Origin of the sequence: Psychrobacillus sp. (genome assembly GCF_032154225.1) — a bacterium.
Taxonomy (GTDB): domain Bacteria; phylum Bacillota; class Bacilli; order Bacillales_A; family Planococcaceae; genus Psychrobacillus.
The window spans coordinates 25,199-39,220 of record NZ_JALDYF010000002.1; the positions used below are offsets into that span (position 1 = coordinate 25,199).

Sequence of the window (14,022 nt, forward strand, 5' to 3'; positions counted from 1 at the left end):
GAATGGAGGAAGAAAAATGACCCGAAAATGGCTGCGATTTTTTCTCGCGTCAATTGCTGTCATTTTATTAGTTGGTTGCTCTTCAATTGAGGAACAAGCAACAAATGGAATTGAAAATGCAAAATTAGTTTTTCAAGGTGATGCTGAAAAAACAAATCAGAAAGTAAATAATTTGAAGTTTTTTCTGCCAAGTGGTTTTTCTGTAGACGAAGGCTCAGATCAAAACAATGTTATTTTGTCTAAAGGAAAAGATGCGTACGTATTATTTATGAATCCAAATGAGCTACCTAGTAGTCAATTGTATTATGATCTAATGATGGTTGATACTAATATAAAAATAGTTGAAAAGAATACATTCGAACAAAATGGCCGTTTTGGCTTCGCAGCGATTTTAGAAAGTGATACGGACAACTTTGAACTAGTTACTAGTATCGGTGGTATTAAGCTTACAACTATATCAAAGCAGCAAAATATTGCATCTAATTTAGAGAACATGATGAAGATCGTTCGTTCGATTTCCATCAATTAAAGGAGGAACTACAATGGAAAATCTAACGTCAATGGAACAATTTGAGCAGCTTACGCAACAGGAAAAGGTCGTTTTTAAGTTTACAGCCGATTGGTGTCCTGACTGCCATTTCATCGATCCATTTATGGGCGAAGTAGAAGAGCAGTTTACTAACTTTCAATTTTTTTCAGTAGACCGAGATAAATTCATTGACCTTTGTGTCCAACTAGATATTTTTGGAATACCAAGTTTTATCGTTTTTGATAAAGGTGAGGAAAAAGGCCGCTTTGTTAGCAAAGATCGTAAAACAAGAGAAGAGATCGAATCATTTCTTCTTCAATTTAATTAATATCGCAACGGTTCACAAGTCGTGGGCCGTTTCCTTATGTTTATAGAAAGGTATGATGGGCTATGAAAGCGCAAGAACTAATACAGCTATTGAAAACGAAATTATCGGAAGAAAAGTACGACTATGATTTTAATCGGGAGACAAATATGCTCCGTTTAACACATAAAACAATTCAAAAAGGGATCGACATTTCCGTTCCTCCAATATTGGCGAAATACGAAATGAAAAAAGATCGTGTAATTGAAGAAGTAGTATATACAATTCATCAAACATTTGAAGCGATGGTGAAAGAACAAGCTGGTGAAATTGATCCAGCATCTTCTGTTTATCCAATTATTCGTTCTACCTCGTTTCCCTTAAAGTCGAATGAAGGCAATAAATTCATCACAAAAGATCATACAGCGGAAACAAGAATTTTTTATGCATTGGATCTTGGTAACACATACAGATTATTAGATGAAAAAATGCTAGAGGGCTGGAATATTCGAGAAACGGAAATACGTGAAAGAGCAATATTCCAAGTGAGAAATCTAGCAAATAATTATAAAAAAGATGAAGTGGCGGGAAACTTCTTTTATTTCTTTAATAATAATGATGGCTACGACGCAAGCCGTATGCTCAATGAATCATTATTAAGAGAGATGAAAAACATGATAGAAGGAGATATGACTGTTTCTGTACCCCATCAAGATGTTATGATAGTGGGAGATATAAGAAATGAAGTAGGTTACGATGTTTTAGCTCAAATGACGATGCACTTCTTTACAGTTGGAACCGTACCAATCACATCTTTATCATTTATTTATGAAAATGGAGATTTAGAGCCGATCTTTATTATGGCAAAAAATCGAGTAGTAGAGGAGAACGAAGAAAAATGAATATTTTTTACAACCGCGCAGGAATTGGTGATGTACTTTTAATCCAATTAACACCAGAAAAAATCGAAAAAGTTATAATGGAAGTAAAAGGCGATGTAACTTTAGTAAAAGACGAGCAATCAAAAGAAATAGTAGCGATTAATATTTTCGCGTTTAGTAAATACGCGACAATTGAAACAGCTGGAAATGTTACTTTAACAGGTGAGTTAGTAGTAACAGTACAACAAGCACTTCAAACAAATGGTGTGGAATATACACTGACTGTAGATTTGTCTCCGAAGTTTGTTGTTGGTTACGTGGAATCATTAGAGCAACATCCAAATGCGGATAAGTTAAAAGTTTGCCAAGTAAATGTTGGAGAAGCTACAGTACAAATTGTTTGTGGAGCACCAAACGTAGAAGCTGGGCAAAAAGTGGTCGTTGCAAAAGTAGGAGCAGTGATGCCATCTGGTATGCTTATTAAAGATGCAGAATTACGTGGAATTGCTTCTAGTGGTATGATTTGTTCCGCACGTGAACTAGCAATACCGGATGCTCCAGAAGTAAAAGGTATTTTAGTTTTAGAAGAACAAGCAGAGGTTGGAAGCCCATTTTTAGTTTAATAAATCGAAGCATACCTAAATGGTGTGCTTTTTTTATATGATTCTATAATATAATAAGGACGAAACCCGTTATTATTGGTAAAATAGAAGGTAACGACTAGAAAGAGTGATGAATTTGAATTGGTTTAAAAAATTATTTATGAACAATGATGATGAATATATAGAAGAATATGAAGTAAAAGAAGAAAAGCAACAACCGTTTGCTTCTTCGGCACGCTCCAAAACACCTTTTCGATTTCCGCTAATTTCGGATGAAGAAAAGCAGCAGCAGCAGCTGTATGGGCACCAAACTGCAAATAAGGAAGTAGAAGAGCCTTATTTCCAGCAAAAAATAGAAGAAGAACAATTTGTGAAGCCTTTATACACGCAGGAAAGATGGGCGCAAAGAGAAGTAAAGCCAGTTGTTCATCGTGCTGCGAAAAAAGAAGTAGAAGAAGCTCCACCGATCGTTAATAAACGAAAAAAAGCATTTACTCCAACTAATGTTCCATCTCCAGTTTACGGTTTTGCTAGAGATAAAAAGGAAGAGGAACTAGTAGAGACAGAGATAGCTATAGAAGAACCGATTATTCCAATTGCGGAAGAACCAATCATTCCAATTGTAGAAGAATCAAACGTAGTGGAGTTTATCGAAAAAGTAGAGGAAACTCCTTTAGTAGTAGAAGAAATAAAGCCAGTTGAAATTGCGCCTCCTGTTGTGGAAGCGCGAAAAGAAAGTATCAGGCCGTTTAATGTATTAATGCTTAAATCAGATAAAGAAAAAGTGAATAAAATAGAAGTAAAACCCGTGCTCGTTGAGCCAGTAAAAATGCCTGTACAAGAAGTGAGTGTTCCAAAAGAAGAGTTGCCACAAACGGATGAAATGGAGCAGGTTTCTAATTATGCAAAGCCTTCATTTAGTTATTTACTTCCTCCAGAGATGAAAAATGAAGATAAAGAGTGGATGGAAGAGCAGGCATTTAAGCTAATTGAAGCATTATCTCATTTTCAAGTAGCAGGAGAAATGGTACAGATGGTGCAAGGGCCAGCTGTTACGCAATTTGAAATAACGGTTGGAAACGGAACAAAAGTGAGCAAAATTCGTAATTTGGCGGATGATTTAAAGCTCGCACTTGCTGCAAAGGACATACGAATTCAAGCACCGATTCCCGGGAAAAGCTCGATTGGTATAGAAATACCGAACAGAAAATCTCGTGCTGTTCGATTATCCGAAGTCATTCATACAAATGTTTTTTTAGAGTCGGATTCGCCTTTAGAAGTAGCACTTGGATTAGACCTTACGGGTAAGCCAGTAACACTAGATTTGCGAAAAATGCCACATGGATTAATCGCAGGGGCAACAGGATCAGGCAAATCAGTTTTTATTAACTCATTGCTTATTAGTCTTTTATATAAAGCAACGCCAGAAGAAGTGAAGCTTTTGTTAATCGATCCTAAAATGGTAGAGCTTGCTCCTTTTAATCATATTCCGCATTTAGTAAGCCCGGTAATTACAGATGTTAAAGCCGCAACTGCTGCTTTGAAATGGGCTGTGGAGGAGATGGAAAGAAGGTATCAGTTATTTGCTCATATTGGTGTAAGAGATATTAGTAGATATAATACGCTTGCAACAGAGAAAAGACAGTTTGCGCAAAAGCTTCCTTATATCGTAATCGTCATTGATGAGTTAGCGGATTTGATGATGATGGCTCCTGCAGAAGTAGAGGATGCTATTTGTCGTATTGCTCAAAAGGCGAGAGCTTGTGGTATTCATTTGGCTTTAGCGACTCAACGTCCTTCTGTCGATGTTATTACAGGTCTTATTAAAGCAAATATCCCAACTCGAATTGCATTTTCTGTTTCTTCTCAAATCGACTCACGTACGATTTTAGATCAACAAGGTGCAGAGAGACTTTTAGGAAAAGGAGATATGCTTTATCAAGGGAATGGGATGTCCAGTCCAGTTCGAATTCAAGGAACATTTGTAACCGATGAAGAAATTGAGCAAGTAATTGAGTATGCGAGAAGTCAAGGAACTCCTAAATACCTGTTTGAACAAGAGGAATTACTAAAAAAAGCGGAAAATATAGCGGAGCAAGACGAATTATTTGAGGAAGCATGCCGTTTTATTGTGGAGCAGGGTTCTGCTTCGACGTCTTTATTGCAGCGTAAATTCCATTTGGGATATAACCGAGCGGCAAGATTAATAGATGCAATGTACGAAAATGGTTATATAACAGAGCAAAAAGGTAGTAAAGCAAGAGATGTATTACTTTCCGATGATAGCTTAGAAGAAATTTTTAGTTAATATAGATTATTAATATTCCGGAATAAATAATGATATAATGGGGAATACGTCTAATAGGACGAATGCTTATTACAAGAGATAAAAAACTATGTATTTGAGTGGGATATCCCAGGAGGTTTACAACGTATGACAAACTATCATTTTACAGGCATTAAAGGGTCTGGAATGAGTCCGTTAGCGCAAATTTTGCATGATATCGGACATGAAGTACAGGGTTCTGATATTGACAAGTATTTTTTTACGGAGAAGCCGTTACATGATCGAAACATAAATGTTCTATTATTTGATGAGAATAATATTAAAGAAGGTATGACGATTATTGCAGGTAATGCTTTCCCAGATACACATCCAGAAATAGTTAGAGCAAAAGAGCTTGGGCTTTCTGTCATTAGATATCATGATTTTCTAGGTGATTATATGGACCAGTTTACTTCTATTGCAGTAACTGGAGCACATGGGAAAACATCGACAACGGGGTTATTAGCACATGTATTAAGTGGCTATAGTCCAACGTCCTTTTTAATCGGAGATGGGACAGGAAAAGGGGAGGAAGATGCTGCTAATTTTGTATTTGAAGCATGTGAATACCGCAGACATTTCTTAGCTTATAGCCCTGATTATGCAATTATGACGAATGTCGATTTCGATCATCCTGATTATTTCCAAGATATTGAAGATGTATTTGATGCTTTTCAAACGATGGCAATGCAAGTGAAAAAAGGTATTTTTGCTTGTGGAGATGATCCATATTTACAAAAAATTCAAGCTCCAGTACCTGTTCTTTATTATGGATTTGAAGAGCATAATGATTTTGCAGCAAGGAATATAGAGAAAACGACAGAAGGTACTTCTTTTGATGTTTTTATCCGGAATGAGCTTTTCCATCGTTTTTCTATCCCTCTATTTGGCGATCATACCGTGTTGAATGCTTTGGGAGTTATTTCCCTTTGTCATTATGAAAAAGTGCCAGCAGATATTATTCAAAAAGGGCTGGAAACTTTTGAGGGTGTGAAGAGGCGCTTTACGGAAACAGTCATCGATGGTCGTATTATTATCGATGATTATGCGCATCACCCAACAGAAATAAAAGCAACGGTCCAATCCGCAAGACAAAAGTATCCAGCTAGAGAAGTGGTCGCTATTTTCCAACCACATACATTTACACGTACACAAAAGTTTTTGCAAGAATTTGGCGAAAGTTTAAGCCTTGCAGATCAAGTATATTTATGTGATATTTTTGGTTCAGCAAGAGAAAATGCTGGAGATTTAACGATTCAAACGCTTGCTGATATTATTGACAACAGTCATATTTTACAAGAAGATTCCGTTGATCAATTGCTAAAACATGAAAATGCTGTTTATTTATTCATGGGCGCAGGAGATGTTCAAAAGTATCAAGAAGCATTTGAGCGAAAACTTAAATAAATGAAAAAAGCATAATCCGTAAGTTGGATTATGCTTTTTTTAAAGGATTTTTCAAAGAAAAGTAGTATAGTATATAGGTAGTAGTTTAATTTTGCTTATTTAGGGTAAAATATTGTAGGAAACTGGAGGAGGATGCGTCATGGTAAATCTCTTATACATAGCTGCTATTATAGCTGCAATTGCATTTTTAGTACTTTGTATAAGTCTTGCAGTTACTTTGTTTTCAGTGAAGAAAACATTGAATAATGTTGCAAGCACACTGGAAGGTTTAGATGTACATGTACAAAATGTAACGAAAGAAACTGCGGAACTTCTTCATAAAACAAACGACTTAGCAGCAGACATTCAAGAAAAGTCGGAAAAGCTAAATACGGTTGTAGACGCAGTGAAAAATGTAGGTACTTCTGTTACTGGATTTAATGAATCTATCCAACGAATTACAACGTCTGTAACTTCGGAAGTAGAGAAAAATGAAGAGAAAATTGCACAGGTTATTCAATGGAGCAACGTGTTGTTAGAAGTTCGCAGCAAGTGGAAAGAACGTAAAGCAGTAGAAGAAGCGGAGCATTATTCGTACGATTCAAAAAAATAATTAATTTTTGGAGGAATTCAGATGAGTAATTATGAAAACAATAAACCAAATTATAATGAATCGAAGTATAATAATGAGTATTATGCGAATCAAGCATCATACGCTAGACAAATGGAGCCAATGTATCCACCATCTCCGTACTACAATGAGAGTAGAGATGATAATGATGTAAATGGAAAAGACTTCATCATCGGTGCTCTTATTGGTGGAATTATTGGTGCTGTAACTGCATTATTATTAGCTCCAAAGTCAGGTACAGAGCTACGTGGCAATATTTCTACTCAAGCTGTTCAATTGAAGGATAAAACGAAAGATTTGTCTTCAACTGCGAAAGAAAAGACAACTCAATTGTCGAAGCAATTGCAAGAGCAGTCAGGTCAAATTGTTGATAAAGTGAAGTCTATTAAAGCAAAGCCAGTTTCTCCGTTAGATGATGGTACTGTTTCTTCTGAAGGTGAAGAGCCGATTGATTATATGGAAACTATTTCTCATACATCAGAAGAAGTGGCTGTTGAGGAAGAGACAACTTCTGTTTCGGAAGCGTTGAAAGATGCAGTAGTAGAAGTTATGGAAGATAATAAATCAAATAGTTAAAACGAAAACGAGTTAGTGGGACATGCCTTCTAACTCGTTTTTTTTATGGAAAGTATATAAAGTGGTGACATGGATGCCGTTCCAAGCGGACGTGTTCAACCGCTTCCTGTGGTCCTGCGGTTACTCGTCGAAAAGAGATTACAAAGAGACGCCAAAATTGTATCTTTGGCGTCCTGCAAAGTATATAGAATATCACATGCTTCTCCTATTACCAAAAGCATTTTGCTACTTGGACCTGAAGTTTCTGGCGAGAGGAAAGCGGACATTTGCCATACAATGAACGAAGAAAAAGCTTGTTGGAGGCGGCGCAGCCACTTCCAACAAGCTTTTAAAATTTTACCGTTCATCGTATAGCCTAATGTGACGCCTGGAGCGAGCCAGAAACTATTTTATCAATTAAAAAATCTTAATTCGTAAAAATAATCTCCAATTGATCTCCACCAAAAATGTCTTCGTTGAATCCGGAAGCTTGCCCGTTTTTAATTATTTGAAAAGATCGAGTGGAATTTGGTAATGTCCAGTCTGAAAATCGAAACACATCTTGGAATATCCAAGGAGACGAATTGACCTCTTGCCAATTAAGGCTTGTCCCGTTTGTGATTAAATCTTCTGGAAGAAGGCTTTTTTCACCAATGGATACATGCGCACATTCTTTAATAAGCTCGACATCTTGTTGTTGGAAAGTAACTTTAATTTGGTCTACTAATTTTCGTTCTAGCTGATCAGCCACTTGTTGCAAAGTAGGTGTGCTAGCTGCATTTATTTGGATTACATCATCGTCTTGCACGGGATACTGCAATTTTATAGGACTATTATTTAATAATAGAGTAGTTGAAAATTCTGGAATGTAATGATTCTTTTTATTGATTTGGATTGTAAAAGGTTTTAGTTTAGATAAATAGCTTTCTTTTTGAAGAGAATGCAAGATTTGCTCCACTGTTTGTGGCGTTTCTACTGTAATTTTATCTCGTTCTTTTAAAGGTGTATCAAGTGGAACTTTTACATCATTTACTTTCACTGTAGGCTCGACGATATGCATCACGCCTTGGAATGTGACCGTTTTGGTAGAGGCATCATCGAGTAAATCACGAACGGTTGCTTGTCCAGGTTTTCCGTCTTGACCTTCTAAAAGCTCAATTTTATCTTTATTTTTAATGAGCGTTTTTGTATTTGCAGCTTGTCCGTTTACTTGGATTACTGCAGGTTTTCCATGCTCACCTGGTATATGTATATCTCTACCATTTACTTGCACGGAAAGAGCTGCCCCAGGTTTTCCATATAGTTTTCGAGCTGAAATATTCGCAGCTAGAAATGCATCGCCAACGTTCATTTCTTTTAGTTCGAATAATCGAATGACTTGCTGATTTACTTCAACTGACATATATTGTACTGGCGCGCGTTTTGCAGCAATTGCGATTCCAATTGGAGTAACGAGCTCGGGTGAAATCGGAATATGTTCTTCTTTTGTTAAGTTTTGAATTGCGTCTATTCCACGCACTGCTACTCTATTTTCAGGAAGGTTTAACTTTTCAGCTAAAATTTTCGTTAAGGATGGCGTTAAACTGCCCCCTCCCACGAGCATGACTGCTTTTGGTGACTGGTTATTATTGAGTCGAAGTATCTCTGCTGAAATAGAGGTAGCTAATTCCTCTGTCGCTGGTCGAATAGCTTTAATTATTTCTTCTTTTGGAATATCTTGATCAAATCCTAAAATATCTTGGATTTGGATAAACTCTTGATTGTTAATAGCTCGCTTCGCATTTTCTGCTAATGGGAAGTCGAGTAAATAATGATCGCTTAAAGCTTCTGTAATCTCGTCTCCAGCGTTCGGAACCATTCCATAGGCAATAACTGTCCCATAATCTGTAATCGCGATATCGGATGTTCCTGCACCGATATCAACGAGCGCTACATTTAATCGCCTCATCGTTGGGGGGATTAAAACATTAATAGCGGCAATTGGTTCTAATGTTAAAGCTTCCATTTCTAAATTAGCGCGTTTGAGTGCTGATAATAAAGATTCTACGACTACTCTAGGTAGGAAAGTGGCAATTACTTCGATAGATGCTTCTATGCCTTGTTGGTCTACTAGGCTTCCAATTTCTTCACCGTCTAATCGGTAGTATAATACACTATATCCAACACAGTAGTAGTGACTAGTTTGTTTTGCTGTTTCATGTGTAAGCAAATTAGATTGCGCTTTTTGCACGGCTGAAAGCTCTAATCGGCTTATATCATCGTCAGAGAATATAGGTCTATTTTTAATATCCATATGAACAATCGCTTGCTCTGTTTTTAATGCACGACCAGCCGCGGCCACACTTACTTTTTCAAGAAGTCCATGCTTTGCTTCTAATTGTGTTTTGATGGACTGAATTGCTTCAGCGACTTTTAGTACATTATGTATTTGACCATCGACCATTGCGCGTTCTTTATGTTCTTCGACTAAAATGTCGACTACATGAAAAGCTTGCTCACGTTCTTCAAGTATAATTCCTACAACAGATCTTGTTCCAATATCAAGTGCAAATAATTTAGATGACAATTTCCCACGTCCTTTTTCTCCAATAAACACTTTAGCGAGTTGAAGCGCTAAAATTAATGCGTGACATTTTTAAAAGCATTGGCTATAATATGATTTATATCTAAAATGTATCATAATTTTCAGTCGATATAAAGTATCGTTGAAGAAGAGGGAGGAGAATTATCTATGAGTCAAGTCGATTTAGAAGGTTTAAGAACGCGTGTAGATGAAATCAACGTAGAAATTTTACAGTTGATCAATGAAAGAGCAGGGGTAGTACAAGAAATTGGGCGAGTTAAAGAAAAACAAGGTGTAAATAGATATGATCCTCTTCGTGAAAGACATATGCTTGATCATTTAAAAGAAAATAATTCTGGGCCACTACCACAATCAACAGTTGAACATATTTTTAAAGAAATATTCAAAACTGCTTTAGAACTTCAAGTGGATGATCAAAAGAAAGCACTTCTTGTTTCTCGTAAAAAGAAAGCAGAAGATACGATTGTTGAAATCAATGGCGAAAAAATCGGAAATGGTATTCCATCATTTGTATTTGGACCATGTGCTGTTGAATCATACGCGCAAGTAGCAGAAGTTGCTGCAGCTATTCAAGGCAAAGGGTTAAAACTAATAAGAGGTGGGGCTTACAAGCCACGTACATCTCCATATGATTTCCAAGGGCTTGGATTAGAGGGATTAAAAATTCTAAAACAAATTTCTCAAGAATTTGGTTTAGGTGTTGTTTCTGAAATCGTGACACCTGGTCATTTAGAAGAGGCGCTTGATTATATTGACGTTGTGCAAGTAGGCGCTCGTAATATGCAAAACTTTGAATTATTAAAAGCTGTAGGTTCTATCAATAAGCCAGTATTATTGAAACGTGGAATTGCAGCTACATTAGATGAATTTATTCATGCAGCAGAATACATTATGTCTCAAGGAAATGATCAAATCATCCTTTGTGAGCGTGGAATTCGTACGTATGAAAGAGCTACTCGAAATACATTAGATATTTCAGCAGTTCCAATTTTAAAACAAGAAACGCATTTACCTGTATTTGTAGACGTAACGCATTCTACAGGGCGTAGAGATATTTTATTGCCTGCTGCGAAAGCTGCAATTGCAATTGGTGCAGACGGCGTAATGGCTGAAGTTCATCCAGATCCAGCAGTAGCATTATCGGATGCAGCTCAACAAATGAATTTACAACAATTTGATGAGTTTTACAGTTCTTTACAAAAATTCATGAAAACGCATGAAGTACACGCGTAATTGATTTTGCCAGACATAAAATAATCACAAAACCGACTCTTTAATAGGGTCGGTTTTACTATTTGATTGAAAATTAGTGCATGTATCAAGTATTATTTATTTATAGTATAATTATTCATAAAAGTGAAGGAGGGGAAAGCGTTGACTATTACAATATATGATGTGGCTAGGGAAGCAAATGTGTCGATGGCAACTGTTTCACGAGTAGTGAATGGTAACCAAAATGTAAAACCCGCAACTCGTCAAAAAGTGTTAGCAGTAATAGAAAGATTAGATTATAGACCAAATGCAGTTGCAAGAGGTTTGGCAAGTAAAAAAACAAAAACAGTTGGGGTAATTATCCCCGATATTTCAAATGTATTTTATGCGGAACTTGTTCGTGGTATTGAAGATATTGCGACGATGTACAGATATAATATTATTTTGACGAATTCAGATCAACAAGAAGAAAAGGAAGTACAATTGCTTTCTACCTTATTTAGTAAGCAAGTGGATGGTGTTGTGATGATGAGTGATCATGTCACACCAGAAATGCTACATGAGATGGAAAGATCGCAAGTACCGATTGTATTAGCAGGTACGATTGAAACTTCTAATTCATTCCCCTCTGTAAATATTGAATATCATGAGGCGGCTGTGGACGCTGTAAATCGCTTGCTTCAAAATGGTCATAAGCGTATTGCTTTCGTTTCAGGCTCGATGTCTTCAGCAATCAATCGGGTACATAAATTATCAGGGTATGAGAAGGCACTAGATGCTGCTGGCATTGAAATCGATTCAGATTTAATCGTAGGCGTTGATAATACATATGACGACGGTTTAGTCGCTTGGGAGCAACTTCGTAAGTTAAAAGACCCTCCTACTGCGTTTTTTGCAGGGAACGATGAAATTGCTATTGGTTTAATCCACGGTGCGCAAGATAATGGGTTAAGGGTACCAGAGGACATTGAAGTTATTAGTTTTGAAAACTCAAAACTTGCTCGAATGGTAAGACCGCAGTTAACAAGTGTAGTGTTGCCTTTGTATGATATTGGAGCAGTATCTATGCGTTTATTAACGAAGTTTATGAATAAAGAAAAAATAGATGAGCAAACAGTTATTCTTCCTTACCGTATTGAGGAAAGAGATTCTGTTAAATAATCTAAAACCACCAGCGGCTTGGAGCTACTGGTGGTTTCTTTATTTATTTCGAATCATATATAAACATTTATCGAGCATTTGTTTATTTTTCTCTGTAATTTCTGCCTTGCGTGGAATCGGCTCATACAGTGGATTGGGATCATGCCAAGTAGGTATAAAAGGCACTGGAGATTCATTTCCCCAACGGTCCAGCCAAGCTTTTGGTAAATTGCCTACAGGAGCCTTCATATTATTCATCTCCATCCAAAGAAGCGACCAAGCACGAGGTACTACCCGCCAAATATCATATCCACCGCCACCAACAGCAATCCATCGCCCGTCGCAAAATTCATGTGCAAGTTCATGTGCCAGTTTCGGAATTTCTTCATATATTTTCATCGTTCCATATAAATGAGTTAATGGATCAAAATAATGGGCGTCTGCACCATTTTGGCTTAATATAACATCGGGTTTAAAATGCTCCACGATTTCACGAAAAGCAGTTCGATACACTTCTAAAAAAGATTCGTCTTCTGTAAAAGCATCTATTGGAAAATTAAAAGAAGTACCATATCCTTCGCCAGATCCTCGTTCCGTTATATTGCCTGTTCCGGGAAAGAGATATCGTCCTGTTTCATGAATCGAAATCGTACATACATTAGGATCGTCGTAAAAACTCCACTGCACACCGTCTCCATGATGAGCATCTGTATCTATGTATAAAACTCGTGCATTGTATTTTTCCTGCATATATTTAATCGCAACAGAGCTATCATTGTAAATACAAAAACCAGATGCTTTCCCTTTGAACCCGTGATGAAGCCCACCGCCTAAATTTAAGGCGTGAGATGCTTTTCCCTCCATCACATAGTCAACCGCAGTAAGTGTTCCACCAACAAGGCTTGCACTTGCCTCGTGCATATGTGGAAAGGTTGGCGTATCTTCCGTTCCAATACCGTATGCTTCATATATATTTGTTTGACCTGTTTCTAAACTAGCTTTCTTAACAATTTCAATATAGTTTGCATCATGCACTAAGCGCAACTCTTCATCTGTTGCAATTCTCGGAGCAACAATATCCGATGATGATAATGCTTGTATCTCTTTTAATAAATCCGCAGTCAATGTTAGGCGTTTCTGATTAAATGGATGGGTATCTGAAAACTTATATCCTAGTTGATCTTCTGAAAAGATAAATACAGCATCTTTTTTCATATATCTATTCCCGGATGGTTTGGCCAAAGAACTTCAAAGCCCTCTGCTCTCACCGCATCTATTAGTTTTAGCGGATTCATTGTTTTTACGCGCAATACTAATATTTTATACCCTTCATCTTCCTTATCAGGGTAGACAAGCACACTTAGCACATTTACTTTTTGTGTGTAAAAAACTTTTGATATCTCAAACAAAACGCCGGGTTTATTTGGCACACGCACTTCAATTTGTGAACCGGGTTGATGAACACCTGTTAGTTCAATAAATTTGTACAATAAATCGGACTCGGTAATCATGCCAACAAGTTTTCCTTTGCTAACTATTGGTAAGCAGCCGATTCGATTATCATAAAAAATAGAAGCGGATTCTTCTACAAAATCTAATGGATGGCCCGTTATTGGATTTTTCGTCATGATTTCAGATAAAGGGCGCTCAAAAACTTCTGGAATTCGTGCGTTCAGAAGAGAGGAGGGGGTCGCTTCTTTTAAATCTCGATCTGTAACAACACCAACTACTTCATATTGATCATTGATGATTGGCAGATGGCGTATTCTATTCTCTTTTAAAATTAGTAATGCATCATTAATCGTATGAGCAGGTGTAAGTGTAGGTACGGAAGTATTCATTATTTCTTCTATAATCATTCGAATAAACTCC

General features: G+C 36.9%; 13 protein-coding genes. 10 read left to right on the plus strand and 3 right to left on the minus strand.

The genetic code is table 11. The features are described from left to right. Positions 1-16: 16 nt before the first annotated feature. The 8 genes from RUH95_RS04000 (at position 17) to RUH95_RS04035 (ending at position 7,235) form a co-directional block, all read left to right on the plus strand. Positions 17-529 carry a hypothetical protein gene (locus RUH95_RS04000; protein WP_313891544.1) on the plus strand — a complete coding sequence of 171 codons (513 nt, stop codon included), beginning with the start codon at positions 17-19 and terminating at the stop codon, positions 527-529. 13 nt (positions 530-542) lie between these two features. Beyond that, positions 543-857, plus strand: a complete 315-nt coding sequence (locus RUH95_RS04005; protein WP_313891545.1) for a thioredoxin family protein — start codon at positions 543-545, stop codon at positions 855-857. 62 nt (positions 858-919) lie between these two features. Next, the gene (locus RUH95_RS04010) at positions 920-1,735 is read left to right on the plus strand and encodes a DUF1444 family protein (RefSeq protein ID WP_313891546.1); all 816 of its coding nucleotides are present in this window, start codon (positions 920-922) and stop codon (positions 1,733-1,735) included. Next, positions 1,732-2,337 carry a YtpR family tRNA-binding protein gene (gene ytpR / locus RUH95_RS04015; RefSeq protein WP_313891547.1) on the plus strand — a complete coding sequence of 202 codons (606 nt, stop codon included), beginning with the start codon at positions 1,732-1,734 and terminating at the stop codon, positions 2,335-2,337. The genes RUH95_RS04010 and ytpR overlap by 4 nt, the downstream gene beginning before the upstream one ends. 115 nt (positions 2,338-2,452) lie before the next feature. Then, positions 2,453-4,624: a DNA translocase FtsK gene (locus RUH95_RS04020; protein WP_397469478.1), complete on the plus strand. Its 2,172-nt coding sequence runs from the start codon at positions 2,453-2,455 to the stop codon at positions 4,622-4,624. A 126-nt stretch (positions 4,625-4,750) separates the two neighbouring features. Continuing rightward, positions 4,751-6,049 carry a UDP-N-acetylmuramate--L-alanine ligase gene (murC, locus tag RUH95_RS04025; RefSeq protein WP_313891548.1) on the plus strand — a complete coding sequence of 433 codons (1,299 nt, stop codon included), beginning with the start codon at positions 4,751-4,753 and terminating at the stop codon, positions 6,047-6,049. A gap of 139 nt (positions 6,050-6,188) precedes the next feature. Beyond that, positions 6,189-6,641, plus strand: a complete 453-nt coding sequence (locus tag RUH95_RS04030; protein ID WP_313891549.1) for a DUF948 domain-containing protein — start codon at positions 6,189-6,191, stop codon at positions 6,639-6,641. Between the two features lie 21 nt (positions 6,642-6,662). After that, on the plus strand, positions 6,663-7,235 hold the full coding sequence (locus RUH95_RS04035; protein ID WP_313891550.1) for a YtxH domain-containing protein: 573 nt from the start codon (positions 6,663-6,665) through the stop codon (positions 7,233-7,235). Between the two features lie 406 nt (positions 7,236-7,641). Here the strand turns inward: RUH95_RS04035 and RUH95_RS04040 are convergent, their stop codons facing one another. Continuing rightward, the gene (locus RUH95_RS04040) at positions 7,642-9,780 is read right to left on the minus strand and encodes a cell division protein FtsA (protein ID WP_313891551.1); all 2,139 of its coding nucleotides are present in this window, start codon (positions 9,778-9,780) and stop codon (positions 7,642-7,644) included. 165 nt (positions 9,781-9,945) lie between these two features. Between RUH95_RS04040 and RUH95_RS04045 the strand changes: the two genes are divergently transcribed. Then, positions 9,946-11,031 (plus strand): bifunctional 3-deoxy-7-phosphoheptulonate synthase/chorismate mutase, encoded by a 1,086-nt coding sequence (locus RUH95_RS04045; protein WP_313891552.1) that lies wholly within the window; start codon positions 9,946-9,948, stop codon positions 11,029-11,031. 141 nt (positions 11,032-11,172) lie between these two features. Continuing rightward, positions 11,173-12,171 carry a catabolite control protein A gene (ccpA, locus tag RUH95_RS04050; RefSeq protein WP_313891553.1) on the plus strand — a complete coding sequence of 333 codons (999 nt, stop codon included), beginning with the start codon at positions 11,173-11,175 and terminating at the stop codon, positions 12,169-12,171. Between the two features lie 39 nt (positions 12,172-12,210). Here ccpA and RUH95_RS04055 read toward each other — a convergent pair whose 3' ends face one another. Continuing rightward, a complete protein-coding gene (locus tag RUH95_RS04055; protein WP_313891554.1) occupies positions 12,211-13,365 on the minus strand; it encodes an acetoin utilization protein AcuC in 1,155 nt (384 codons plus the stop codon). Beyond that, the gene (locus RUH95_RS04060; RefSeq protein WP_313891555.1) at positions 13,362-14,009 is read right to left on the minus strand and encodes an acetoin utilization AcuB family protein; all 648 of its coding nucleotides are present in this window, start codon (positions 14,007-14,009) and stop codon (positions 13,362-13,364) included. The genes RUH95_RS04055 and RUH95_RS04060 overlap by 4 nt, the downstream gene beginning before the upstream one ends. Positions 14,010-14,022: the final 13 nt, after the last annotated feature.

What these genes read in the sequence shown, in the direction of transcription:
- RUH95_RS04010 (WP_313891546.1), top strand. Translation starts at nt 920, where the DNA reads ATGAAAGCGCAAGAACTAATACAGCTATTGAAAACGAAATTATCGGAA.
- RUH95_RS04045 (WP_313891552.1), top strand. Translation starts at nt 9,946, where the DNA reads ATGAGTCAAGTCGATTTAGAAGGTTTAAGAACGCGTGTAGATGAAATC.
- RUH95_RS04035 (WP_313891550.1), top strand. Translation starts at nt 6,663, where the DNA reads ATGAGTAATTATGAAAACAATAAACCAAATTATAATGAATCGAAGTAT.
- RUH95_RS04005 (WP_313891545.1), top strand. Translation starts at nt 543, where the DNA reads ATGGAAAATCTAACGTCAATGGAACAATTTGAGCAGCTTACGCAACAG.
- RUH95_RS04030 (WP_313891549.1), top strand. Translation starts at nt 6,189, where the DNA reads ATGGTAAATCTCTTATACATAGCTGCTATTATAGCTGCAATTGCATTT.
- RUH95_RS04060 (WP_313891555.1), bottom strand. Translation starts at nt 14,009, where the DNA reads ATGATTATAGAAGAAATAATGAATACTTCCGTACCTACACTTACACCT.
- RUH95_RS04055 (WP_313891554.1), bottom strand. Translation starts at nt 13,365, where the DNA reads ATGAAAAAAGATGCTGTATTTATCTTTTCAGAAGATCAACTAGGATAT.
- murC (WP_313891548.1), top strand. Translation starts at nt 4,751, where the DNA reads ATGACAAACTATCATTTTACAGGCATTAAAGGGTCTGGAATGAGTCCG.
- ytpR (WP_313891547.1), top strand. Translation starts at nt 1,732, where the DNA reads ATGAATATTTTTTACAACCGCGCAGGAATTGGTGATGTACTTTTAATC.
- RUH95_RS04000 (WP_313891544.1), top strand. Translation starts at nt 17, where the DNA reads ATGACCCGAAAATGGCTGCGATTTTTTCTCGCGTCAATTGCTGTCATT.